General features: G+C 65.4%; 21 protein-coding genes. 6 read left to right on the top strand and 15 right to left on the bottom strand.

Annotation, left to right across the window (positions count from 1 at the left end; translation table 11 throughout):
• Positions 1 to 44: 44 nt before the first annotated feature.
• From ACVIGA_RS20555 to ACVIGA_RS20535, 5 genes are all read right to left on the bottom strand, one after another.
• Positions 45 to 1,079, bottom strand: a complete 1,035-nt coding sequence (locus tag ACVIGA_RS20555; RefSeq protein ID WP_456667766.1) for an alpha/beta fold hydrolase — start codon at positions 1,077 to 1,079, stop codon at positions 45 to 47.
• 94 nt (positions 1,080 to 1,173) lie between these two features.
• Complete coding sequence (locus ACVIGA_RS20550) at positions 1,174 to 1,980, bottom strand: crotonase/enoyl-CoA hydratase family protein (RefSeq protein ID WP_456667765.1); 807 nt, start codon at positions 1,978 to 1,980, stop codon at positions 1,174 to 1,176.
• 47 nt (positions 1,981 to 2,027) lie between these two features.
• The gene (locus ACVIGA_RS20545) at positions 2,028 to 3,068 is read right to left on the bottom strand and encodes a zinc-dependent alcohol dehydrogenase (protein ID WP_456667764.1); all 1,041 of its coding nucleotides are present in this window, start codon (positions 3,066 to 3,068) and stop codon (positions 2,028 to 2,030) included.
• A gap of 262 nt (positions 3,069 to 3,330) precedes the next feature.
• A complete protein-coding gene (locus ACVIGA_RS20540) occupies positions 3,331 to 4,245 on the bottom strand; it encodes a phosphoribosylaminoimidazolesuccinocarboxamide synthase (protein WP_456667763.1) in 915 nt (304 codons plus the stop codon).
• 96 nt (positions 4,246 to 4,341) lie between these two features.
• Positions 4,342 to 5,259 carry a pirin family protein gene (locus ACVIGA_RS20535; protein ID WP_456667762.1) on the bottom strand — a complete coding sequence of 306 codons (918 nt, stop codon included), beginning with the start codon at positions 5,257 to 5,259 and terminating at the stop codon, positions 4,342 to 4,344.
• A gap of 235 nt (positions 5,260 to 5,494) precedes the next feature.
• Between ACVIGA_RS20535 and ACVIGA_RS20530 the strand changes: the two genes are divergently transcribed.
• From ACVIGA_RS20530 to ACVIGA_RS20515, 4 genes are all read left to right on the top strand, one after another.
• On the top strand, positions 5,495 to 6,070 hold the full coding sequence (locus ACVIGA_RS20530) for a GNAT family N-acetyltransferase (protein ID WP_456667761.1): 576 nt from the start codon (positions 5,495 to 5,497) through the stop codon (positions 6,068 to 6,070).
• Positions 6,071 to 6,133: 63 nt separating this feature from the next.
• Entirely contained in the window at positions 6,134 to 7,192 is a 1,059-nt protein-coding gene (locus ACVIGA_RS20525) for a helix-turn-helix domain-containing protein (RefSeq protein ID WP_456667760.1), read from the top strand.
• Positions 7,193 to 7,403: 211 nt separating this feature from the next.
• Positions 7,404 to 8,831: a serine hydrolase domain-containing protein gene (locus tag ACVIGA_RS20520; protein ID WP_456667759.1), complete on the top strand. Its 1,428-nt coding sequence runs from the start codon at positions 7,404 to 7,406 to the stop codon at positions 8,829 to 8,831.
• Positions 8,832 to 8,956: 125 nt separating this feature from the next.
• Positions 8,957 to 9,247, top strand: a complete 291-nt coding sequence (locus ACVIGA_RS20515; RefSeq protein ID WP_456667758.1) for a DUF1330 domain-containing protein — start codon at positions 8,957 to 8,959, stop codon at positions 9,245 to 9,247.
• Between the two features lie 357 nt (positions 9,248 to 9,604).
• Here the strand turns inward: ACVIGA_RS20515 and ACVIGA_RS20510 are convergent, their stop codons facing one another.
• Positions 9,605 to 10,975, bottom strand: a complete 1,371-nt coding sequence (locus ACVIGA_RS20510) for an MmgE/PrpD family protein (RefSeq protein WP_456667757.1) — start codon at positions 10,973 to 10,975, stop codon at positions 9,605 to 9,607.
• 147 nt (positions 10,976 to 11,122) lie between these two features.
• Here ACVIGA_RS20510 and ACVIGA_RS20505 point away from each other — a divergent pair, with 147 nt between their 5' ends.
• A complete protein-coding gene (locus tag ACVIGA_RS20505; protein ID WP_456667756.1) occupies positions 11,123 to 12,262 on the top strand; it encodes an FUSC family protein in 1,140 nt (379 codons plus the stop codon).
• Positions 12,263 to 12,269: 7 nt separating this feature from the next.
• Here the strand turns inward: ACVIGA_RS20505 and ACVIGA_RS20500 are convergent, their stop codons facing one another.
• The 9 genes from ACVIGA_RS20500 to rpsT all read right to left on the bottom strand — a co-directional run bounded on the left by ACVIGA_RS20500 (position 12,270) and on the right by rpsT (position 24,496).
• The gene (locus ACVIGA_RS20500) at positions 12,270 to 12,926 is read right to left on the bottom strand and encodes a DsbA family protein (protein ID WP_456667755.1); all 657 of its coding nucleotides are present in this window, start codon (positions 12,924 to 12,926) and stop codon (positions 12,270 to 12,272) included.
• A 49-nt stretch (positions 12,927 to 12,975) separates the two neighbouring features.
• A complete protein-coding gene (locus ACVIGA_RS20495; RefSeq protein WP_456667754.1) occupies positions 12,976 to 14,373 on the bottom strand; it encodes an MATE family efflux transporter in 1,398 nt (465 codons plus the stop codon).
• 57 nt (positions 14,374 to 14,430) lie between these two features.
• A complete protein-coding gene (murA, locus tag ACVIGA_RS20490; RefSeq protein WP_456667753.1) occupies positions 14,431 to 15,723 on the bottom strand; it encodes a UDP-N-acetylglucosamine 1-carboxyvinyltransferase in 1,293 nt (430 codons plus the stop codon).
• 233 nt (positions 15,724 to 15,956) lie between these two features.
• Entirely contained in the window at positions 15,957 to 18,392 is a 2,436-nt protein-coding gene (gyrB, locus tag ACVIGA_RS20485; protein ID WP_456667752.1) for a DNA topoisomerase (ATP-hydrolyzing) subunit B, read from the bottom strand.
• A 228-nt stretch (positions 18,393 to 18,620) separates the two neighbouring features.
• The gene (recF, locus tag ACVIGA_RS20480) at positions 18,621 to 19,757 is read right to left on the bottom strand and encodes a DNA replication/repair protein RecF (RefSeq protein ID WP_456667751.1); all 1,137 of its coding nucleotides are present in this window, start codon (positions 19,755 to 19,757) and stop codon (positions 18,621 to 18,623) included.
• A 46-nt stretch (positions 19,758 to 19,803) separates the two neighbouring features.
• The gene (locus ACVIGA_RS20475; protein WP_456667750.1) at positions 19,804 to 20,088 is read right to left on the bottom strand and encodes a GIY-YIG nuclease family protein; all 285 of its coding nucleotides are present in this window, start codon (positions 20,086 to 20,088) and stop codon (positions 19,804 to 19,806) included.
• Positions 20,089 to 20,138: 50 nt separating this feature from the next.
• Positions 20,139 to 21,257, bottom strand: a complete 1,119-nt coding sequence (dnaN, locus tag ACVIGA_RS20470) for a DNA polymerase III subunit beta (RefSeq protein ID WP_074126563.1) — start codon at positions 21,255 to 21,257, stop codon at positions 20,139 to 20,141.
• 280 nt (positions 21,258 to 21,537) lie between these two features.
• On the bottom strand, positions 21,538 to 22,968 hold the full coding sequence (gene dnaA / locus ACVIGA_RS20465) for a chromosomal replication initiator protein DnaA (RefSeq protein ID WP_456667749.1): 1,431 nt from the start codon (positions 22,966 to 22,968) through the stop codon (positions 21,538 to 21,540).
• A gap of 1,261 nt (positions 22,969 to 24,229) precedes the next feature.
• Positions 24,230 to 24,496 carry a 30S ribosomal protein S20 gene (gene rpsT / locus ACVIGA_RS20460; protein ID WP_029079417.1) on the bottom strand — a complete coding sequence of 89 codons (267 nt, stop codon included), beginning with the start codon at positions 24,494 to 24,496 and terminating at the stop codon, positions 24,230 to 24,232.
• A 372-nt stretch (positions 24,497 to 24,868) separates the two neighbouring features.
• Between rpsT and ACVIGA_RS20455 the strand changes: the two genes are divergently transcribed.
• Entirely contained in the window at positions 24,869 to 25,186 is a 318-nt protein-coding gene (locus ACVIGA_RS20455; RefSeq protein ID WP_223971711.1) for a hypothetical protein, read from the top strand.
• Positions 25,187 to 25,191: the final 5 nt, after the last annotated feature.

Here is a 25,191-nt window from a genome sequence, read left to right as displayed (position 1 = left end):
CGTTTTCTTCACGCGAACCGGCGCCCACTTCGCTCGAAAACGCTCTAGCCGAGGCTGTCCATGAACGCGCGCAACCGCGGCGCCCATTTGTGCGCGTCGCGGCCCGACGCGGAGTGGCCGTAGTCGCTGTCGAGCAGAAAATAATCCGCGTCGACGCCGGCGGCCTTCAGCGCCGGCATCACCTGCGGCGCGAGTTCCGGCTGGAACAGTCTGTCGGTCCGCGACAGGACATAGAGCACCTTGGCCTTGATCCGGGCGAATTGCGCCGTGACGTCGAAGCCGCGCAGCGCCTTGGCCAACGTTAGCAGCGAATTGGCGTCGAACCCCCTGGCCCATTCCGCCGCCTCGGCGCGGATCGCGGCCTCGATGTCAGCGGGGTCGGTCAGCGTGTCGCGCAGCCGCGTTTCGATACCGTAGCTCTTCAGCGTCGCGGTGCGGATCTGGATCATGCTTTCGAGCACGCCGCCGTGATCGTAATAGTCGCCGCCGTTCCAGTTCGGATCCTGCGACAGCGCCGCCATCAGGCGCGCGACATTGCCCTCGGCGCGCTCGCGCGGCACCAGCGGCGCGGTGACGACAGCGGCGATGCCGCGCATCGCGTCCGGATAGTTCACCGCCCATTGCAGTGCCTGGAAACCGCCATAGGACGGACCGACGATCGCGACGAGCTTGTCGATGCCGAGTTCATCGAGCAGTGCGCGCTGGGTGGCGACGATGTCGCCGACGGTGATGTCAGGGAAGCGCGGCCCGTAACGCCGGCCGGTCCGCGGATCGATGCTCGCCGGATTGGTCGAGCCGTAGGACGAGCCCAGCATGTTCGGGCAGATTGCGAAGTAGCGGTTGGTGTCCACCGCCTTGCCGGGGCCGACGATCTCGTTCCAGCTGCCTTCGCCGGTCGATCCGCCGGGATCGATCATCTGCGGCCCGCTAGTGTTGCCGTGGGTGATCAGCACGACATTGTCGCGGTTGGGCGCCAGCGTACCGACGGTGCGGTACGCGATGGTGACTTCGCCCAGCACGCTGCCGTTCTCCAGGCGGAAATCGGATGTGGTGAAATGCTTCAGCTCGGTTGCGGGCATCATGGGTTTCCGGATGGCTGGGTCAGCTCAGCACGTTCGCGACAGGAACGCAAAGCCATGCGCCTACGCACCGCGATGGTGCAATTCGCAGACGTCAACCATTCCCGACCTCATTGCCGAAGGCGCCGTGACGGCCGACACCCGAAGCAAAGCGCGTCGCACCCGCCAGCGTTTCGCCCGACCCGATCACCTCGAGCCCGCCGCGCATCTCGTTCTTGATCGCTTCTTCTTCCTCCAGATCCCACTGCCGCAACGCCGACAGCCGGTCGGCGCGCATGCAGTTCTGCGGGAATTTCGCGATGTCCTTGGCGAGCGCGATGGCGTGCGCGCGCGTCTCGCCCTTCGGCACCAAGCGGTTTGCCAGCCCCATGCGAAGCGCCTCGGGCCCTGCGACCGGGCGTCCGGTGAGGATCAAATCGATCGCCTGCGAGTGACCGATCAACCGCGGCAGGCGGATGGTGCCGAGATCGATCAGCGGCACGCCGAAGCGGCGGCAGAATACGCCGAAGGTCGCGTCCTCGGCAACGACGCGCATGTCGGCCCACAGCGCAAGCTCCATGCCGCCGGCGACCGCAAAGCCCTCGATCGCGGCGATCACCGGTTTCGACAGCCGCAGCCGGCTTGGCCCCATCGGCGCGATCGTGTTGTGGCCGCCGACCTCGCGCTTCTTCTCGGGATCGCCTGATGCCACCGCCTTCAGGTCGGCGCCGGCACAGAAATATCCGCCGGTCCCGGTGAACACCGCAACCGATGCGCTTGCGTGGGCGTCGAAGGCCAGAAACGCGTCATACAGCTTTCGCGCGGTGGCGCCATCGACGGCGTTGCGGTTATGCGGACGGTTGATGGAGATGATGGTGACGGGGCCGTCGCGCTCGACGAGCACGGTATCGGCATCGGACATGGGTCGCTCCCTGGGTTTGTTGGTTGGAGCCAACCTAACGGTCCCCGTCAGTCAATGCCATCGCGAACGAAGGCGACGCGGATGGTCGGATCCCCAATCGCCTCGCGCGCATCCTCGAAGCGAACGCGGCGGGTGATGACATGTTCCGGGTGGTAATGTCCTGCCGTCACATGTGCGACGCAGTCGGGCAGTTCGGCGCGAACATTGACGCGGCTGACCTTCAACGTGATGCCGACTCCGTACATATGCCGCAGCGGCACCGGCGTCGTCTCGGCAAAGTCGCCATACATGCGCTGGCAGATGCCGTTGGGTTCCGTCGCGCGGAATGCCAGCAGGATGCTGGCGTCGGTCGCGGCTGCATCGATCACGATCGGAAACAGGCCGGGCGGCTCCATCGACAGGCCGCTTGGTGCTTCGATGATGTCGGCGCCGAGCGACTTCGCCTTGGCGAGGCGCGGCGCGTGGTCGTCGAGATAGACGACACGTCCCGCACCACGCGCCACCGCCGCCTGCACCGCGCACAGCGCGAGCGACTGCGCGAAGCCGCCGATCACGAGCACGTCGGCACCGGGCCGTTGCGCGAGCCAGCGCGCCACCGCGCTGAACCCGTCGGTCGCTCCATCCGCAAGTCCTGCCGTCTGCGACAGGGCATGGCCGTTCGGCTGGCGGACCAGCATGTGATCGGCAAACGGCACGCGGATCAGGTCCGACAGGCCGCCGCCATATTCCACGCCGCAGACCGGCTTCAACCCGTAGGAGGAGCGGAACGGCACCGCCGTGCAGGCATTGGTGTGGCCGCGCCGGCAGCGGTCGCAGGCCCCGCAACTGATCTGGAACGGAACGATGACGAGATCGCCGGGCGCGAAATCCCTCACCGCGCCGCCGATGTCGACGATGCGGCCCGCTGTCTCATGTCCGAGCGCAAACGGACCTGCGAGACCTGATCGGCCATGCACGATCGCAAGGTCGAGGTCGCAGCGCGTCACCGCGAGCGGCTGCACCAGCGCGTCGCGGTCATCTTGCAGGCGCGGCGCGGGAACGTCCCACCATTCGACCTTGTTGCCGCCGATAAAAGTCAATTGCCGCATCGCGCACCCTCCGCTTTGCGCCGAGAGTGCAGGGAGGCTGACGCGACGACAAAAGGTTTGTCTTCAACAGGGGTGAATGAGATTCACCTGGCCTAGGTGGGATGCTGCAGCCGCCGCGCGTTCTCTCCCCGTCATCCTGAGGAGCCGCGAAGCGGCGTCTCGAAGGATGCACGGCCACCAGCCGGGCCGTCGACCCTTCGAGACGGCCGCGTTGCGGCCTCCTCAGGGTGACGGTGATAGAGTGATCTCACCGACGATGACGCTAGACCTTCAGCTCGCTGCCCGTCACGCGGCGGTACGCTTCGAGGTACCGCTTGCTGGTCGCATCCACCACGCTGGCGGGCAGCGGCGGGGGCGGGGCGTCGCCGTTCCAGCGGCCGGCGTGGCGTTCGACGTCGAGATAGTCGCGCAGCGGCTGCTTGTCGAAGCTCGGCTGCGGCTGGCCGGGCTTGTAGGCGTCGACCGCCCAGAACCGCGACGAATCCGGCGTCATCACCTCGTCGATCAGGATGATGCGGCCGTCTCTGTCGCGGCCGAATTCGAACTTGGTGTCGGCGATGATGATGCCGCGGGCGTGGCTAGTCTGTTCGCCATAGCCGTAGACGTCGCGCGCCATCTTCTCCAGCGTCGCGGCGACATCGTCGCCCAGGATCTCGCGCACCCGCTTAACCGTGATGTTCTCGTCATGGCCGGCCTCGGCCTTGGTCGCCGGGCTGAAGATCGCGGGCTCGAGCTTCTGGCTCTCGACCAGGCCCGCCGCCAGCTTCTCACCGGCGAGCGTGCCTTCAGCCGCGTATTCCTTCCAGGCCGAGCCGGAGATGTAGCCGCGGATCACGCATTCGATCGGAAACACGGTGGTGCGCTTGCACAGCATCGCGCGGCCGAGAATGTCGGCACGATGGTTCTTGAGCTCAGGCACTGCGCGGATGATCTCGTCGGCATCGGCGCTGATCATGTGATGCGGCACGGTGCCTTCGAGCTGCCGGAACCACCAGGCGCTGATCTGGGTCAGCACCGCGCCCTTCATCGGAATGGTTTCGGCCATCACCACGTCGAATGCCGAGATGCGGTCGGTGGTGAGCAGCAGCACGCGATCGTCGCCGACGGCGTAGATATCGCGCACCTTGCCGCGGCCGATCCGGGGCAGGGGCAAATCGCTGGATAGCATCGCGGTCATGGGCGTGGTCTTTCCGGGCTCGTGCCTCAACGCGGTGTTCAAAGACGTGCGCCCGCACGAGGCGTGCGGGCGCCGAAGATTATCACAGGAAATAGCTCACTCCGGCAGCGGAATGAACTCGTGTTCGTGCGGAACTTGCGCGAAACGCCCGGTTTTCCAGTCCTGTTTGGCCTGCTCGATCCGCTCCTTGGAGGAGGAGACGAAATTCCACCAGATGTGGCGCGGCCCCTCCAGCGCGTCGCCGCCGAGGAACATCATGCGGGTCGGCCGCAGCGTCTTCACGGTGATGCGGTCGCCAGGCCGGAAGATCAGCAGCCGCGGTCCCTCGTGCCGGTCGCCCGCGATCTCGACCTCGCCGTCGACGAGATAGATCGCGCGCTCCTCGTGATCAGGGTCGAGCGGCACCGAGGTGCCGGCCTGCGCGGTCACCTCGGTGTAGAACCACGGCGAGACCATGCTGACCGGCGAACTGATTCCGAACGCCGAGCCGGCGATGACGCGCGCGGTGAAATCGCGCTCCGAGATCATCGGCAGGTCGCCCGCGCCGTAATGCTGGAACGACGGCGCGATCTCCTCTTTGCCTGCCGGCAGTGCGATCCAGCTCTGGAGCCCGAGCATCTTCTGGCCGTCGCGGCGCTGCACGTCGGGGGTGCGCTCGGAATGCGCGATGCCGGCGCCCGCGGTCATCAGGTTCATCGCGCCGGGCTGGATCTCCTGGATGTTGCCCTCGCTGTCGCGGTGCATGATGCTGCCGTCGAACAGATAGGTGACGGTCGCGAGCCCGATATGCGGATGCGGCCGCACATCCATGCCCTTGCCGGCGAGATATTGCACCGGGCCGAAATGGTCGAAGAAGATGAAGGGCCCGACCATCTGCCGCTTGCCATGCGGCAGCGCGCGGCGCACGGCAAAACCGTCGCCGAGATCGCGGGTGCGCGGCACGATGATCAGATCCAGCGCGTCGCAGGTCTGGGGATCGCCGAGTTCGGGATCGGTCGAGGGCTGCCAGCTCATGGAAAGTCTCCTTCTCTCTTCTGTCGCGATCATACTCCAATCGTCGTCCCGGCCAAGCGAAGCCAGCCGGGATCCATAACCACCGATCCGCGTTGCTAGCAAAACCTAGTGCCACAGCCTTTGCGTACCAACTTCCATTCGTGGTTATGGGTCCCTGCTTTCGCAGGGACGACGTAATACTTCTGACGCGGGCGCGCGCGTGATAACAGCATAATCTTGGAAACCGGAGCCAACCATGGTTTCTCTGATCAAGCCGGGCGCAAAGCTGTTGCGGGTCGATGGGCCCGTGATCGAGACCGCGCGTCTCATCCTGCGGCCGTGGCGCGCGTCCGACATCGCTGACAACACGACAATGCTGTCGGATCCCGAGACGGCGCGCTTCATCACGCCGGATCATCAGCCGGTCACCTCGGAGCTGAAGGGCTGGCGCAACGCCGCCGTCATCTCCGGCCATTGGGCGCTGCACGGCTTCGGCATGTTCGCGGTCGAGGAGAAATCCTCCAGCCGCTACATCGGCCGTGTCGGGCCGTATTGTCCGCCGGAATGGCCGGGCTTCGAAGTCGGCTGGGGCATCGCCAAGGAGTGTCGCGGCAAGGGCTATGCGGTGGAAGCCGCACGCGCCGCGATCGACTTTGTGTTCGCGAACTTCACCGTCGACCGCATCATCCATTGCATCGATCCCGCCAATTTTGCCTCGCAGGCCGTGGCGCGGCGGCTCGGTGCGGTGAACGAGGGCCCGGGCAAGCTCGAGGGCGATGTCGTCGATATCTGGGTCACGCAGCGCAGCCGCTGGCCGCGCGATGGTTCTTGAAAAAGCCGGCGTGACGGCCGATGTTCGAGCCGTTGCCGTTTCGAGCCCGAAGCAAACCGACCGATGACCTTTGCCGCGACCGAACTGTGCCTGCGCGCCGCCACCGTGACGTTGCTGCTGGTGCTTGCGGCCTCGATGTTCGCAGATTTCCGCAAGGTGCTGGCCGGGCGGCTCGCGATCGCCTTCGCGCTCGGCTCGGTCGCGCATGCGGTGACCGCGTCGTTTGGTGCCGGGCCTCCGGTCTCGGACTGGCATGCGCCACTGATCGCGCTCTCGACCGGTGCTATCGTGGTGTTCTGGCTGTTCACGCGCGCGCTGTTCGATGACGCGTTTGTGCTGCGCTGGTGGCACGGCCTGATCTGGGCCGCGGTCGTGGCCTACAGCTTCGTCAGTTGCATGTGGATCGCACCCGCCGGTCACGCGCGGATCGCGATCACGGTGGTCAATTCGCTCTCGCTCGTCTTCATTGTGCTTGCGGTGGCGCAAACCATCGGATCGTGGTCGGCAGATCTGGTCGAGCGCCGCCGCCGTGTCCGCGTCTTCATCGTCGCCGCGTCTGCGCTGTACGGCGGCATGAACGCGCTGCTTCAGATCGCCTATGCCGGCAGCCGCGTGACCGTGGAATGGGCCAATTTGCTGAACGCGGCCGTGCTCACCGCCGTCGTCGCCGCAATCACCTGGGCGATGATGCGCGTCGACGGCGCCGACCTGTTCACGGTGCCGGCGGAGGCCGTCGTGCTGACGAAGCCCGCCGCGGTCGAGGAGGCGGCGGACCAGAGACTGGTCGATGCCCTGATGCGGCTGATGGCGGACGAGCGCATCTATCGCCACGACAACGTCACGATCGGCACCTTGGCGTCCCGGTTGAAGATCCCCGAATATCGTCTCCGGCGGCTGATCAACCAGCGGCTCGGCTACCGCAATTTCAACGTCTTCCTCAACAACCACCGGATCGAGGAAGCCAAGGCCGCGCTCGCCGATCCAACCCAGGCCGAAGTCCCCGTCATCACCATCGCGATGGACGCCGGTTTCCAGTCGCTCGGCCCCTTCAACCGCGCCTTCAAGGCGACCACAGGCGTGACCCCGACCGAGTACCGGCGGCTGAAGGCGAGCGCGGCGTGATCAGGTTGCCGCGAGCTCCGCTGCACCTTCTCCCACAAGGGGAGAAGGGAAGGGGCGTTGCGATTTCAGAGCCTTGTAATCACTTCACAATTCCAGAATCGGCGAGCCTCGCGCAATCCTCGGCCAGCCCGATTCCAATTCCGGCGAGCGCTTCCCCACCCGCTGCGGCCTGATCCCGCCACGCACTCAATGCGCCACGCCGGAGGATCCCGTGACCCGTCGAAAGCTCGCCTTCATTCTCATAGCAACCACCGCGTTCGGTGCGCTGGCGCTGTCCGCCGCCCGCGCCCGCGATGTGCCCAGGGTCGCAACCGGCTTTGTTGCGAATATCGTCTGCTCGGAGACCTTTGTCAGCGGGCTCGACCCCAGGCGAAACCTGGCCGAGACCACGGATGCGATGCCGGGGGCCGGCCTGATCACCTGGGCGATGGATACCGAGGTCGACCTCGATCGCCGCGACGTCACCGTGACGCTGTTCGGGCTCGGCCGCAGCCACGCGGTCTATCGCGAGGGGCTCGGCTGCACGCTCGACCATGGCGAGACGCTGGCCGGAATTGGGGTGCCGGCTGCGAAGCCGCAGGCCGCGCTGCTGCCCGAGATCGCCGGTCCCGCGCTCGTCGCGCCGCAGAGCCCGCAGCTTGCGGCCGCGCTCGATCGCGCCTTTGTCGAGCCGGCCGAGCCGCCGTTCCGGCGCACCCGCGCGGTCGTCGTCATGAAGGACGGCCGCATCGTCGCCGAGCGCTACGCCGATGGCATTGGCATCGACACCCCGTTGCTCGGCTTCTCCGCGACCAAATCGGTGATCTCGGCCCTGATCGGAATTCTGGTGCGCGACGGCAAGCTCACGGTCGACCGGCCGGTGCCGATCGCGGCCTGGCAGGATCCGAAGGATCCGCGCCACGCGATCACGGTCGACGAGCTGCTGCGCCACACCGCGGGCCTTGCGCTCGGCAGCTCGCTGCAGGCGTCGCTGGCATCCGTGCTCGAGCCGGTCAACCGGATGAAGTTCATGGAGCCGGACATGGCCGCGTACGCCGAGAGCATTCCGCTCGAGACCGCCCCGGGCGCGGCGTGGAATTATCACGACGGAAATTTCATCATCCTCTCGCATCTGATCCGCAACGCAGCCGGCGGCCACGCCGCCGACGTGATGCGGTTTGCGCGCCGCGAATTGTTCGATCCGCTCGGCATGCGCAATGTCGTGATGCAGTTCGATGCTGTGGACACGCCGGAAGGATCGGGCTCGATGATGGCGAGCGCGCGCGACTGGGCGCGTCTCGGCCAGCTCTACCTCAATGACGGCATGGCCGGCGACAAGCGCATCCTGCCCGAAGGCTGGGTCAAGCACTCCGCATCGCCGACGCCCAACGCCTGGGTCGGCATCGGCGCCGGCTTCTGGACCAATCTCGGCGACAGCTTTGGCGCCAACTTCCGTGTCAAGCACGGCTGGCCGCGCGACGCCTTCTTCGCCAAGGGCACGATCGGGCAATATGTGATCATCGTGCCGTCGCAGCACCTCGTCATCGTGCGGCTTGGCCGCTCGCCGAACATGCCGCCCGAGGCGGACGGTGTGTTCGATCTGGTTCGCGATGCCATCGCGGCGACCTCGACCGGCGCGCGGCTCGCGGGCGGCAATTGACTGGCACGTCACACACCACCCGCGCGATCGTGAATTGAATCTCGGTCTCCGGAATTTTCTGATGTCGGGGCGCATCTCGTAGGAGGTGCGCCACGTTCTCTAAGATCGCTCAGCCGGAGACCATCATGCCGAAAGCCTACTGGATCGTGCACGTCACGGTGCACGATGAAGCCCGTTATCCCGAATATCTCGCCGCCGCGATGCCGGTATTCGCCAGATACGGCGACAATTTCATCGTGCGCAACGGTCCCTACGAGGTGATGGAAGGCGCGACGCGCCAGCGCAATTTCGTCATCGAGTTCAGGGACCGCGCCACCGCGATGGAATGCTACACCTGCCCCGACTATCAGGCCGCCAAGGCGATCCGGCAGAGATATTCGGACGGGGATTTCGTGATCATCGATGGAGCGGAGTAGGCTCTCCGTCATTCCGGGGCAGGCGAAGCTGCGCCCTCATCCTCACCTGTCATCGCCCGGCTCGACCGGGCGATCCAGTACGCCGCGGCCTCTCAGCTCAAGCATCGCTGTCTCTGGAATACTGGATCACCCGCTTTCACGGGTGATGACACCGCGCTGTTTGACGTCTTGAATTGCGCCCCATCCCCATCGTCGTCCTGGCGAAAGCCAGGACCCATTGCCCCAGATGTGGATCGTTGCGCGAGGCTGGGGCCGCAGCTCACTCTCACAACGCAACCCTGTGGTTACGGGTCCCTGCTTTCGCAGGGACGACAGGGGTAGATGTGGCGCGCAGCCAGCGCTCGACGACGGCCGCCCCTACTGCCGTCCAAGCTGCGTCGCCTTCTCCACGCGGTCGAACCGCTCCAGCGTCAGGATCGCGTCCGCGAGCTGGTCGGCGCGCTTGTCGAGCACCGGGCGGGCCAGCGTCAGAAACTTCTGCTGCATCGCCTGTGCATCGGGGAACGAGGTCGGCTCGCCGGAGGGATCGGCATAGAGGCGCTCATGGGTGCCGTCATCGGTGGTGATCGAGACGCGCGCACCGAATGGATGGGTGCGGCCGATTTCGAGGCGGTCGTCCTGCACCACGTCGAACTTGTCGGCGAGCGCGTCGATTGCCTTGTCACCGAGCCGGTCGTAATCGTCCCAGCCGAAATGGCCCTGGTCGAGCGCGATCGCGCCGGTGAAGAACATCGAGAACTGGCCGCCGACCACCGAGGTCGGGTGGCGCTTGGTGGCGGCGTCGCCGGTGAGCGTGATGCCATTGCGGTGCAGGCCGATCTCGACCTTCCTGATCTGGTCCGGCGTCAGATTGTGCTCGCGCCGCATCGCGATCAGCGCGTCGATCGCGGCGTGGGTGTAGCGGCAGCTCGGATACGGCTTCACGCCGATCTTGAGGGTCTCGTAGGTGCTGCCGAGTCCGGCTACTGCCTTGTCCGGATGCGCGTCATCGGTATAGCCGACCAGCAGGCCGTGCTTGCCTTCGACCGATTCGCTCGCACCGATGAAGTCGTTGCGCGCCAGGGTCGCTGCGATCACGCCGTTCATCGCGGCGGCGCCGACCTGGTAGCGCTTGTTCCAGGCGCCATTGACCAGGAATTGCAGCGAGCCGGCGGCCTGGCTGCCGGAGACGCCGAACGCGGAGATAATCCGCTCCTTCGACAGCCCGAACAGTTTTGCCGCCGCCGCCGCGGCACCATAGGTGCCGGCGGTCGCGGTCGGGTGGAAACCCTTGGCATAATGCGAGGTCGGGTCGAGCGCGTTGCCGAGCCGGCAGCATACTTCATAACCGGCGACGATCGCGGTCAGCACGTCGCGGCCGGAGGCGCCGACCATCTCGCCGATCGCGAAGGCGGCGGGCACCACGGGCGCGCTCGGATGCAGCGAGGAATCGGCGTGGGTGTCGTCGAAGTCCAGCGAATGGCCCAGCGCGCCGTTGAGCAGCGCCGCCACCGCCGGCGTCCAGGTCTTGGTGTCGCCGAATACCGTGGCCTCGCCCTTGCCGTCCAGCGCCAGCGCCTCCAGCATCTTCATCAGGGAGGGGGTCGATTCCGCATCGCGGCGGGCGCGGATGGTGCTGCCCAGGAAATCCAGCGTCAAAACCTTGGCGCGCGCCAGCACCTCCGGCGGGATATCGGAGTATTTCAGGTCGGCGACATAGGCGGCGAGCGTTGCGGTTTCGTGGGCCATCGTGTTTCCTCAATTTTGAGGCGCAGGGTAGGCGGGCAGGTTTGGCCTTTCAAGCCACCTTGCCGCCGCGGGCAGCAGCCATGCTCCAGGTCGCTGGACTTCAAGTCATGTAACACGGGCCTTTCCATTGATTGCGGATCAGGGTGCATGAGGACCTTCGCAAAACGCATGTTTGCCAAGCTTTGGACCCGCAAGACGCAGCTGGCGCTGGCGGTCCGGATCGCGTCCGCCGGCGTGGCGGCCTATACCATCGCATTGGCGCTCAACCTCATGCTGCCGCTGTGGGCGGTGCTGACCTCGCTGATCGTCACGCAGATGAGCGTCGGCCGTTCGCTGAAGGCAACCCGCGACTACATGCTCGGCACCATCGGCGGCGCCATCTATGGCGGCGCGATCGCGGTGCTGATCCCGCATTCCGGCGAGGGCAGCCTGCTGGCGCTGCTGGTGCTGGCGATCGTGCCGCTGGCGTTCATCGCCGCGCTCAATCCCAGCCTGAACTCGGCGACGGTGACGGCGGTGATCGTGCTGCTGCTGCCGACGATGCATCACTCCAATCCGCTGGACTCCGCGATCGACCGCGTGCTCGAGGTCACGGTCGGCGCGCTCACCGGCCTTGTGATCTCGTTCCTGGTGCTGCCGTCGCGCGCGGTCAGCCAGATCAGGGTCAATGCGTCGAAGCTGCTGGAACTGCTCTCGGCGGCATTCGCCGAATTGCTCGCCGGCCTGACCCGCGGGCTCGACAACGATGCACTGCACCGGATCCAGGATGGCATCGGCACCGCGGTGACCAATCTGCACGCGACCGGCCTCGAGGCCGAGCGTGAACGCACCATGCATCTGTCATCCGGGCCGGACACCGGTCCGCTGCTGCGGACGGTCCAGCGGCTGCGGCACGATGTCGTGATGATCGGGCGCGCCTGCGTCGTGCCGCTGCCGGCCGATATCCAGGCCAGGCTGGCGCGGCCGTTGGCCGACGTCAGCAATGCCATCGTGACTTACATGGTGGCGGTCGCGACCGCCCTGCGCACCGGCAGCGGTCCGGCCGACATGGCACCGGTCGATGCCGCGCTGCATGCCTATAGCGAGGAGGTTGCCGCTGTTCGTAGCCAGGGCCTGACCCGGGGCCTTCCGGTCGATGCCATGGAGCGGTTCTTCGCGCTTGGATTTTCGCTCGACCAGATGCGGCAGAATCTGAACGACCTCAAGCGCTGCCACGGCAATTGGTGCACGAACGAAGAGGCTGCCGAAAAGATCGTTGCCGAAACGTCGGAGAAGAGCGCGGCATGAACTTCGGCTATGCCGTGCGGCGCGTCAGGCCCTTGCTCTCCATGCGCCAGATCAGGAGGTCGATACGGTCCTGACCGAAGAACGGCTCGTTCTCGAACACGAAGGTCGGCACGCCCCAATGGCCGGAGGCCGCGTGCGCATCCTCGTTGCCCTTGATGACCGCTTCATAGCGGTCGGGATCGGCCGCGATCGCCGCATCCATCGCAGCGAGATCGAAGCCGGCGGCATCGGCCGCTTTCGCCAGATGATCGCCCTCGTGCCAGCCCTTCACCGAGCCGTCCCACAGCACGCGGCTGATCGCGGCAGTGAAGGCAAGCGACCGCCCTTCGAGCTGCGCGGCGGCGCCGAGCCGGGTCAGGCGGTGGATATAGGGTTGATGCGCGGCGACGTCGAGCGTCGTCATGTCCTGCACGATCGGGTCCGGACGCGGAAAGCGGAACGGGATGCTCTCATGCTTGGCGACGCGGCTGGAATCGAGCACGACATAGCGGGCGAATTGCGGATTGGTCTTCTTGAAGAAGCCGGGCACGCGCACCGCGAGCGGATAGACCGGCCGCAAATTCACCGCGAGGTCGTAGTCGGTGACCATCTTCAACGTCTTCGGCAGCGCTAAATAGCTGTAGGGACTGCGGAACGAGAAGAACAGGTCGACCGATAAGGTCATGCGCTAGCCTCCGTTCGGTGTGATCTCATCGACCTTCATGCGGCAACCTTCATCCAACCAGTCTGCGTGCCAGCAGGCGGAAACGCAAGATCAGGAGGGTCGCATAGACCGCGGTGCCGAGCGACAGCCCGATCCAGACACCGGGGGCGTTGAGCCCGGCCCAGAAGGCCAGCGCAGAGGCCGACGCGAAGCCGATCAGCCAGTAGCTGATGACGGCGAACAGCAGCGGCACCTGGGTGTCGTTCATGCCGCGCAGCGCGCCGGCGGTGGTGGTCTGCACGCCGTCGGCGATGAAGAAGGTCGCGCCGATCAAGAGCAGCATCGCGGTGAGCTGCGCGGTGGCGTCGGAGGCTTCGCCAAGGAACAGCGCCGCGATCTCGAAGCGTGCCAGGATCACCGCGAGCGTCATGACGCTCATGAAGACGCCGGCGAGCGCGATCGCGACGAAGCCGGCGCGCTGCACCGCGTCGGTGTCGCGGCGGCCGACCGCCTGACCGACCCGCACGGTGGCGGCCATGCTGATGCCGAACGGCACCATGAACAGGATCGCCGCGATCTGCAGCGCGATCTGGTGCGCCGCCAGCGCCGTGGTGCTGATCAGCCCCATCAGCAGGCCGGCCGCGCCGAACAGGCCGTATTCCAGCAGGAACGCGATCGAGATCGGTGCGCCGACGGCAACGAGCTTGCCCATCAACGGCCAGTCGATGCGCCAGACGCGGCTGAACACGTGATACTTGCGGAACGGGCGGCGCCGCGCCGCAAACCACACGCCGGCGAGGAAGGTGGCGAGATTGACGATCGTGGTCGCAAGTCCGGCGCCGAACATGCCGAGTTCGGGCATGCCCCATTTGCCGTAGAGCAGAAGATAGACCATCAGCGCATTGGCCGGGATCGCCGCGAGCGTGATCCACAGCACCGGCTCCGGCCGGTTCACCGCGCTCATGAAGCCGCGGATCGCGATGAACCACAGCGCCGGCAGGACGCCCCAGGCGAGCCCGAACAGATATTGCTGCGCCAGATGCGCGGTGGCCTGGGTCTGGCCGAGCGCGAGCAGGATGCGCTCGCCGTGGAACGGCAGCGCCATCAGCGGCAGCACCATGAAGAATCCCGCCCATAGGCCGACGCGGAGTGCGCGCCGCATCACGCGCGGGTTGCGGGCGCCGAACGCCTGCGCGGCCAATGGCGAGACCGCGGACATCATGCCCATGCCGATGGTGAAGCTGACGAAATACACGGTGTGCGCCAGCGCCGCCGCGGCGACGTTCTCGCTGCCGAGCCGGCCGATGAAGGCGAGATCGGTCGTCATCATCGCGATCTGCCCGAGCTGCGTCAGCGCAAGCGGCACGGCGAGCTTCAGCGTTTCGGCGAGCTCAGCCGTGAGCAGCTTGCGAGGTGGGACGACGGCCGCGCGCACCGCGGCCGGGTCGATCTTGTCGATGCAGGTCATGACGGCACGCTTAGCACGGCAAACCGGCCGGAAGGATGGCCAAGCTGCCGCAGGGAGCTACGATCGCGCAGGTATCCGCTTGATCTTGGCGCCGAGCGCGTTGAGCCGCTCGTCGATCCGCTCATAGCCGCGCTCGATCTGGTCGGCATTGTTGATGGTGGAGGTGCCGTTGGCGCACACCGCGGCGAGCAGCATCGCCATGCCGGCGCGGATGTCGGGCGAGTTCATCGGCGCGCCGCGCAGCCGGCTCGGTCCGGCCACGATCGCGCGATGCGGGTCGCAGAGCACGATGCGGCCGCCCATCGCGATCAAATTGTCGACGAAGAACATCCGCGACTCGAACATCTTCTCGTGCATCAGGATGACGCCATCGCACTGCGTGGCGGTGACGATCGCGATCGACATCAGGTCGGCCGGGAAGGCCGGCCACGGCTGGTCCTCGAGCTTCGGCACATGGCCGCCGAAATCGTCGTGGATCTTCATGGTCTGGTTCGACGGCACGACGAGGTCGTCGCCCTCGACGCCGCAGACGATGCCGAGCCGCTCAAAGCCCATCCGGATCGAGCGCAAATGCTCGACGCCGGCGCGTGCGATGCGCAGCGGCGAGCGGGTCACCGCGGCAAGGCCGATCAGCGATCCGACCTCGATATGGTCGGGCTGGATCGCGTAGGTCGTGCCGCCGAGCGTCGCCTGGCCGTGCACGACGATGGTGTTGGTACCGATGCCTTCGATCCTGGCCCCGAGCGCGACCAGGAAATTGGCGAGGTCCTGCACATGCGGCTCGGAGGCCGCGTTGCGCAGATAGGTGGTGCCGCGGGCGGCGACGGCGGCGACCAGCGCGTTCTCCGTCGCGGTGACGCTGGGCTCGTCGAGGAACACGTCGGCGCCCTTCAGGCGCGCAGCGCGGAATTCCAGCCGGTGTGTCGCGGTGACCGTGGCGCCGAGCTGCTCGAAGGCCAGAAAATGCGTGTCGAGCCGGCGGCGGCCGATCACGTCGCCGCCGGGCGGCGGCAACGCAACCTCGCCGCAGCGGGCGAGCAGCGGACCTGCCAGCAGGATCGAGGCGCGGATGCGCGCGCACAGCGCCGGATCGAGATCGGCGGCGCGGATCTCCTTGGCATGGATCTGCAGCGTGTTGCGCTCGGTCCATTCGGCGCTGGCGCCGACCGAACGACACAGCTCGACCAGCGTTTCGGTGTCGCGAATGCGCGGCACGTTGGTCAGCGTGACCGGATGCTCGGTGAGCAGGGCAGCTGCAATGATCGGCAGCGCGGAGTTCTTGTTGCCCGACGGCTCGATGGTGCCCGAAAGGCGGCGGCCGCCTTCGACGATGTATTGGATCGGCGGCACGCGGAATGTCCCCTAACGCATCATCCAGACTTGGATGCAGACTTGGATTTGAACTGGGCCATGCGAAATTCCACAACGGAATCAATGGCTGTCCGGCACCGTAACACAACTCCCGGCGCAGCTTCCACACGAAAGGTAGCCGCGCGACGGTGCCGATCGCGTTGTCAGGGACACGTCATCTCGGCCGAGCCATTGCGCTCGGAAAGCGCATGGCCGCCCGGCCCGCCGCGTCCCTAGATGTCGATGGTGGCGCTGAGCGAGTTTTCCTGGATGAAGTCGCGGCGCGGTTCGACCACGTCGCCCATCAGCTTGGTGAAGATATCGTCGGCCTCGTCGACCTCCTTGATCTTCACCTGGAGCAGCGAGCGCGCTTCGGTGTCCAGCGTGGTCTCCCACAGCTGCTCCGGGTTCATCTCGCCGAGACCTTTGTAGCGCTGCAGCGAGATGCCCTTGCGGGCGGCATCGGTCACGGCCTCGAACAGGTCGATCGGGCCGTGAATGGTCTGCTCTGCATCCTTGCGCCGGAGCTTACCCGCCCGCACGTAGATCTCCTGCAGCCTGGTCGCATACTCGTCGAGCTTGCGTGCATCGGCCGAGCCGAGAAACGCGTCGTCGATCACGGCCACTTCCTTGACGCCGCGCACGGTACGCTCGAACTGGAAGCCCTGGCCTTCCGTGAACGTGCCGATCCAGCCGCGCTCGACTTCGTCGGCAACCGCGTCCAGCCGTTTGGCGATGTAATCGGCTGCGGAGTTGGCAGTCGCGATATCGCTGGTGATTTTCGGGGTCAGCACGCCGGCGATCGCGGCCTGCTCGATCACCGCGCGATTGTAGCGGCTGTGCAGGTTGCGCAGCACGGAGCGGATCGTCCGGGCGTCTTCGACCAGCGACAGCAAGTCACGGCCCGAGCGCTCTTCGCCGGAGGCCGGCTTGAAGACACATTCGTCGAGCCCGGTCGAGATCAGATAATCCTCGAGCGCGCGCTCGTCCTTCAGATATTGCTCGGACTTGCCGCGCGAGACCTTGTAGAGCGGCGGCTGGGCGATATAGAGAAAGCCGCCATCGATGATCGAGCGCATCTGGCGATAGAAGAAGGTCAGCAGCAGCGTGCGGATATGGGCGCCGTCGACGTCGGCGTCGGTCATCACGATGATCTTGTGATAGCGCAGCTTTTCGACCGAGAAATCGTCGCTGATGCCGGTGCCGAGCGCGGTGATCAGCGTGCCGATCTGCTCCGACGACAGCATCTTGTCGGGGCGCACGCGCTCGACATTGAGGATCTTGCCGCGCAGCGGCAGCACCGCCTGGAATTCGCGGTTGCGGCCCTGCTTGGCGCTGCCGCCTGCCGAGTCGCCCTCGACGATGAACAGTTCGGACTTCGCCGGATCCTTCTCCTGGCAGTCGGCGAGCTTGCCGGGCAGCGAGGAGACGCTGAGCGGGTTCTTGCGGGTCAGCTCGCGCGCCTTGCGCGCAGCCTCGCGGGCTGCGGCGGCCTGGATCACCTTGCCGACGATTTCCTTGGCTTCCTTCGGATTCTCTTCGAACCAGGCCGCGAGCGCCTCGTTGAGGACGTTCTCGACCACCGGTCGAACCTCCGAGGACACCAGCTTGTCCTTGGTCTGCGACGAGAACTTCGGATCGGGCACCTTCACCGACAGCACCGCGGTGAGGCCTTCGCGGCAATCGTCGCCGGTCAGCGCGATCTTTTCCTTCTTTGCATTAGCCTCGGCATAGCCGTTGACCTGGCGCGTCAGCGCGCCGCGGAAGCCGGCCAGATGGGTGCCGCCGTCGCGCTGCGGGATGTTGTTGGTGAAGCACAGCACGTTCTCGTGGTAGCTGTCGTTCCACCACAGCGCGGCTTCGACGCCGATGCCGTTGGCTTCCGCGCGCACCATGATCGGCGCCGGCACGATCGCCTTCTTGTTGCGGTCGAGATATTTGACGAATTCCTCGACGCCGCCGGAATAGTACATCTCCTCGCGCTTCTCGACCGCATGGCGCATGTCGGACAGCACGATGTGGACGCCGGAATTGAGGAAGGCGAGCTCGCGCAGCCGGTGCTCGAGCGTCGCGAAATCATATTCGATGTTCTTGAAGGTCTCGGGCGAGGCGAGGAAGGTGACCTCGGTGCCGCGTTTGCCCGGGGCATCGCCGACCACCTTGAGCGGCGCCACGGCATCGCCGTGCGCGAATTCGATGTAGTGCTCTTTGTCGTCGCGCCAGATCCGCAAGCCCAGCTTGCTCGACAGCGCGTTGACCACGGAGACGCCGACGCCGTGCAGACCTCCGGAGACCTTGTAGGAGTTCTGGTCGAACTTTCCGCCGGCGTGCAGCTGGGTCATGATGACCTCGGCCGCCGAGACGCCTTCGCCCTTGTGGATGTCGACCGGAATGCCGCGGCCGTCGTCGTAGACGGTGACGGAATTGTCGGCATTGAGGGTGACCAGGACGCGGCTCGCATGGCCCGCCAGCGCCTCGTCGATCGCGTTGTCGACGACCTCGTAGACCATGTGATGCAGGCCGGACCCGTCATCGGTGTCGCCGATATACATGCCGGGCCGCTTGCGGACAGCGTCAAGGCCCTTCAGCACCCGGATCGATTCCGCACCATATTCGGCCGGAACGGGATGCTCAGATTCGGCAGGGGTCTGCCGGGCAGGTTCAGTCATGTGAGGCCTTCGAGGATGTCCCGAATCAGCTGCACAAAATGAGGCGCTGATTCCGCTATTTGTGCCATGAAAGAGCAGTTGCGCCTAGCGCAAAGTCTCCGTCTACAAACTATTGAATAAATAGGATTTTTTCGGCCTGTTTCAAGGCGTTCAAAGGCCGATTCCGGAGGCTCTGAAAAGCCCGATTCGAAGGCAGATTCGGGCCCCTTTCGGAGACGATTTGCGCGCTTAGCCGCGCCGCGTCGCGCGGCCGGATTCGACGTCGAAAATCTCTCCCGTTGGGCCGATATCGACGAAGGCAGCAGGATCGGCGCCGGTCATCCAGACCTGAGCGCCGAGCTTGGCGAGCTCCTCGAACAGCGCCTTGCGCCTATTGGGGTCGAGATGGGCGACGACCTCGTCGAGCAGCAGCAGCGGCACGATGCCGGTCATCTCCGCGACCATCGTGGCATGCGCCAGCACCAGCCCGATCAAGAGCGCCTTCTGCTCGCCGGTCGAGGCGTCGCGCGCCGGCATGCTCTTCGGCGCGTAGATCACCTGCAGATCGGTCAGATGAGGGCCGTCGAGCGTGCGCCCGGCGGCGGCGTCGCGCGGACGGCTGGCGCGCAGGATCTCGCGGTAGCGGTCCTCCACCGCGGTCGCGGGCTCCTGCAGTAGCGCGCTCTCCATCCAGCCGTCGAGCATGATCTCGGCGGACGGGAAGGCCGACGCCGCGCCGCGCTCGCGCAGCATCGCGGCGAGCTTGGCGGCGGTCTGGCCGCGCGATGCGGCGACCGCGACCGCAAGCTCGGCGGTCTCGCGCTCGATCGCATCACACCAATGGTCGTCGTAGTTGCGCACCTCGAGCAGCCGGTTGCGCGAGCGCAGCGAGCGCTCCAGCGCCGAGACCCGGCTGGAATGCTCGGAATCGATCGCCAGCACTAGGCGGTCGAAGAAGCGCCGCCGTTCGGACGCTGCGCCCATGAACAGGCCGTCCATCGCCGGCGTCAGCCACACCATGCGCAGATGGTCGCCGAACGCGGTCGCGGACCCGACCGGTTCGCGATCGATGCGGCAGCGCCTTGCGTTGCTCGCCTCGCCGGTCGGGGGATCGATGCCGGTGCCGAGCGTCGCGAGGCCGAGCGCGCCCTCGACTTCGGCCGAGACCGCCCAGGAGCCGTCGCCTTGGTTGTCGGCGATGTCGTCCAGGGTCGCGCGGCGCAGGCCGCGACCCGGCGACAGGAACGAGACCGCCTCCATGCAATTGGTCTTGCCGGCGCCGTTCGGCCCGACCAGCACCACCATGTCGCCCGCGACCTGCAGCGTCGCCGCCCGGTAATTGCGGAAATGCGTCAGCGACAGGCGATGAATGCGGGACGGGGTCATGTTACCTTGTCATTGCCGGGCTTGACCCGGCAATCCATCGTCCGCGTTAGCGGAGAATTTCATCATATAGGTTGTGCCAGTCGGCATTACCGGCGACGATCAGATCAATCTTCCACTCACGAGACCAGTGCTTGAAGTTCTTCTCGCGCTGAAGCGCGGCAGCGATCGTCTCATGGGCCTCAAAATGGACGAGCGTGATGCCGTACTTCTTGGTAAAGCCCTCGGCGAGACCTTCGCGATGTTCGTAGGCGCGCCGGACCAGATTGTTGGTCACGCCGACGTAAAGGGTTCCACCGGGTTTGCTGGCAAGGATGTACACCCAGTAGGTCATTTGATTGGATGGATGGCCGGGTCAAGCCCGGCCATGACAAGAGGAAATCCTTACACCCGCATCGGCATCAGCACGTAGAGCGCGCCCTTGCTGTCACGGTCCTGCACCAGGGTCGGCGAGCCGGGATCGGCGAGCTTCAGCACCGCGACCTCGCCCTCGATCTGGGCGGCGATGTCGAGCAGATAGCGCGAGTTGAAGCCGATATCGAGCGCGTCGGAGGCGTACTCGACCTCGAGCTCTTCGGTGGCGCTGCCGGAATCCGGGTTGGTGACCGAGAGCACCAGCTTGCCCGCGGACAACGCCAGCTTCACCGCGCGGCCGCGTTCGCTGGAAATGGTCGAGACGCGATCGACGGCGGCCTCGAAATCCTTCTTGTCGACCACCAGTTCCTTGTCGTTGTTCTGCGGAATGACGCGGCCATAGTCCGGGAAGGTGCCGTCGATCAGCTTCGAGGTCAGCACCACATTGCCGAGCGTGAAGCGGATCTTGCCATCCGACAGCTCGATCGAGATCTCTGCGTCGTCGCCCTCGATCAGCCGCTGCACCTCGCCGACCGTCTTGCGCGGGACGATCACGCCGGGCATGCCGGTCGCGCCCTTGGGCAGCGCGAGGTCGATCTGCGCCAGGCGATGGCCGTCGGTCGCGACGCCACGCAGGGTCGCCGCCTTGGCGCTGCCGGCGGCGTGCAGATAGATGCCGTTGAGGTAATAGCGGGTCTCTTCGGTCGAGATCGCAAACTGGGTGCGGTCGATCAGCCGCTTGATGTCGGAGGCCGGCAGCGAGAACGAATGCGTCATGTCGCCGGCGGCAAGGCCCGGGAAATCGCTTTCGGGCAGCGTCTGCAGCGTGAAGCGCGAGCGGCCGGCGCGCACCGCGAGCACCGAGCGGTCGCCGTCGGCCTCCAGCACGATCTGCGAACCGTCGGGCAGCTTGCGGACGATGTCATAGAACATGTGCGCCGGCACCGTGGTCGAGCCGGCGGTTCCGGTCTCGGCGGCCAAGGTCTCCGTCACCTCGAGATCGAGGTCGGTTGCCTTCAGCGACAATTTGGCGCCCTCGGCGCGGATCAACACGTTGCCGAGGATCGGGATGGTGTTGCGGCGCTCGACCACGCGGTGAACGTGACCCAGCGATTTCAGGAGTTGCGCGCGCTCGACGGTGACCTTCATTGCAATACCCGCCAGATCCCTCAGATGGAAAAGCCGGGCGGCCGTTCAGGGCAGCACCGCGGCATTGGAAACCCGATAAGCCGGATCAATACCGGATTTGATCAAACCCACGGGGGGACCGCAAGGTGGCGCGGATGGGCGGCCGGTGCAAGGGATACGGGCGCGAAACCGGCCCCGTTCCCCACGTTTTGGGCCGGAAAAAAGTTTAGCCCTCCCCTCTTGATAAAGGGGAGGGCTATGGAACGAGCCGGCCAGATGAGGCGGCCTCATACCTGCTGTCCTATTCCTGCAGCTGACGCTTCAGCGATTCGACTTCCTCGGACAGCGTCGTGTCCTTGGCGACCAGTGCCTCGATCTTGCGCACCGCGTGCAACACCGTGGTGTGGTCGCGGCCGCCGAAGCGCCGGCCGATCTCCGGCAGCGAGCGCAGGGTCAGCGTCTTGGCCAGATACATCGCAACCTGGCGCGGGCGCACCACGTTGGCGGTGCGACGCGACGACAGGAGGTCGGAGCGGCTGACATTGTACTGCCGGGCGACGACGCGCTGGATGTCCTCGATCTTGATCCGCTTCGGCTCCTGCGGGCGGATCAGGTCGCGCACCTCGCGCTCGGCCATCTCCAGCGTCACCGGCTGGTTGTTGAGCTTGGAGTGCGCCAGCAGGCGGTTGATCGCGCCTTCGAGGTCGCGGCCGTTATGGGTGATGGTGCGCGCCAAATAGTCGAGCACTTCCTCCGGTACATCGAACGTCGCGTGGTGAGCGCGGGCCGCGGCGACGCGCGACTTCAGGATGCCGAGCCGCAGTTCCTCGCCGAGCGAACCCATCTCGACCACCAGGCCACCGGCGAGCCGCGAGCGCACGCGGTCGTCGAGGCTTTCGAGGTCGGACGGCGGACGGTCGGCCGCGATCACGACCTGACGTCCGGCGTCGATCAGCGCATTCAGCGTGTGGCAGAACTCGGCCTGCGTCGACTTGCCCTGCAGGAACTGCAGATCGTCGATGACCAGAACGTCGATGCCGCGCAGCGCCTCCTTGAACGCCAGCGCCGTCTGCGTCTTCAGCGCCGCGACGAAGCCGTACATGAACTTCTCAGCGGTGAGATACAGCACCTTGCGCTCGCCGCCGGAATTGCCGGCCCAGGTCACCGCCTGCAGCAGATGCGTCTTGCCGAGGCCGACGCCGGCATGGATGTAGAGCGGGTTGAACATCACGGGATCGCCGCGGCGTCCTTCCGCGACCTGGCGCGCAGCCGCATGGGCCAGCGTGTTGGAACGGCCGACGACGAAGCTTGCAAAGGTCAGGCGCGGATCGAGCGGCGAGCCGCCGAGCGCATCATGGCTGGCGGACACCGGCGCAGTAGCGAACGAGCGCAGTTCAGGCGCGGGACGACCGTCATGGCGCTCGACACGGCGCACTTCGATCGGCGCAGCCGCTTCCTTCACTGGAGCCACCGCGCGGATCGCCGAGCGCACGGTGAGGTCGATGCGATGCACTTCGGGCATCTCGGCCTGCCAGCAGGTGAGCACGCGTTCGGCGTAATGCGCCTGGATCCAGCTCTTGAGGAACCGGGTCGGAACCGACAGGTGCACGCTCTCGTCGTGCACGCTCTCCAGATCCATCCGCGCGAACCAGCTCGTGTAAACGTCCTCGCCAACACTCGTCCGCAAACGTCCCTTCACCCGCGACCAGCGATCCTGTTCCGTGTTCGTCATTGCTTTCGTACTTTTCCAAATCTGAGAGATGATGATTGCGAAAGCGCCGTGCAGGGGGCCTGCAACGACGCGACCTCTAGCGGGCGCGGTCTGCTCCGGACAAAGCTCTCCCGTGTGGCGGCCATGCGCCACGCGACAGGTCAGCTGTTTGGAGAAGATGCGTCCCGCGAGGTCAGCGCGTACTCGACGGTCTCTGCGGGTAAGAGCCAGCGTCCGAGGGGTTGATTACGGCACCACAGGAAGTCTGCACTTGGGCTGTCGTTGGTTCGACTGCAGTGATGATACCGTAAGGCATAAGTCCTCCCCCTCCCACCGCGACGTATCGCGGCAAGTTGTCAGCTTGCTGGTGTCTTCAAAATCGAACTGCTGCTACCGAACACCGAAATGCCCGGCGCTTCGCCGCCGCGTGTCGTCGTCAACCTGTTCGCTTGCGCCGCGTTCCCGCTGCCAGATTCCGACTGACGCCCTGGTCTCTCTTGTTCGATCCCCCAAATTGCCGGGGACACCGCCGGAGATATTTTGACACAGGTCGACCGTCCCCATATCGCTATGAGCCGTCAATCTAGCTTCGCTTGGAAAGCGTCGCTAACGCACACACCGCCGCCGATTTGTGCGTCCGCCCTTGGGTCTCAAACCGCGCTGATCTGGAGAGCCGTGGGCGTCGCGAACAAGAAATAAATACACCAAGCGTATTTTCTGACAATCCGTGGATTCGACGGGGATCGAGACTCTTCGCGACTGTTGCGGCGGTGCCGCCGCTGAGTTGCGAAAGCAAGGTTTTGAATCAGCGCGCAGATTCACGCGCGTCACAAACGACGGTGCAATACCAAAAATTTTTCATAGAAAATTTACATTTGGTCTCGCGCCGGTCATTTTTCCAATCGCTGTCCAGCGCTATGTGCATAAGTAACTCGCGAAGCGTGAGTTTTCTCGATTACTTTTGCAGGGTAACCCGCGCCGCAATTTCCGACGCGCGATGCCGCGCCTTATTCCATTTATCGCGCTTAGCGCAGAACAATCTGCACGAGTGCGGCGCGTTAAGCATATTGGGCCGGTAGAACTACGGACGCGACGAAACATGACACGCGGTTCGTCGCGCGGCAACGCCGACTCTTCTCGCGCTATGAAACTTCCACGACAAAATGTGAGACCAAAACAAAAAGCCCGGCGCGAGCCGGGCTTCGTGACAAACGTGTTCCTCAGTCAGCTTGCGCGGCGAGCTCTACTCGCTGAGCTTACGTGTTGAGCTTACGTGTTGAGCTCACTTGGCGAGCTTGGCGATGCTCTGCGTAAGGCGCGACACCTTCCGGCTCGCGAGGTTCTTGTGAATGATGTTGCGCTGCGCTGCCTTCATCAGTTCGGGCTCGGCCTTGCTCATCGCCTTGAGTGCCGCCTCGCGGTCGCCGCTCTTGATCGCTTCCTCGACGGTGCGCACCGCGCCACGCATCTGCGTGCGACGCGACTTGTTGACGATGGTGCGGCGAGCAATCTTGCGGGTCGCCTTCTTGGCGGAGGTGGTGTTGGCCATGGTTCTCTAACTGTCCTTCGGCGGTGATCGCTCGGTGGTCGGGCTGGCGCGCACCGGCCGGTTCAAATCTCAACTCTGATGTAGTTGTCCAAGGTGTTGTCTTGGGTGTCCTTGAGGCGGCCATACGAAGAGCGCAAAATGCTGCCCCGGCATGCGGCACTGTCCAAAGAACAGCGGCGGCAGGATTGCACCCGCCGCCATCGGCCGGTCTTATAGATGGCGCAGCCTTAACCGTCAACGCTTTCGGGACCGAAAAAGGACCGGAAATCGGCCTCGCAAGGGCCGGATAAGCCGCTGAAGAGGTTGAATTTCCGGGGAGCGCCCGGTAAGGCCTGTCGACGCGTGGGGCGCGACTGGGAGTTAGGGTGACGCATGATCCGCGGCTTTTTCCGCCTGATCGGCCTTTTGCTGCTGGCCGGCAGTTTCATCTTCATGGTCTATGACGGGGCCCGCTACGTCGCCGACCAGAGCCTGCGGTTCACCCAATTCGGCCAGTTCTGGAACGATATCCACCAGTCGAGCCAGCAGGCGTTCCATGCCTGGGTGGATCGTTTCGCGCCCTGGCTGTGGAACGACGTGATCCGCGTGCTTCTGGAGCAGCCGGTTTTCGCGGTGCTCGGCATTGCTGGCATCCTGCTGATGATCCTGTTCCGGCCGCGCAAGCCGCTGATCGGCTACGCGCGCGACTGAGCCGG

This window comes from Bradyrhizobium sp. USDA 3240, assembly GCF_054063295.1.
The sequence above is the reverse complement of the archived record's forward strand: the minus strand, read 5'-3'. Positions and strand labels throughout refer to the sequence as shown.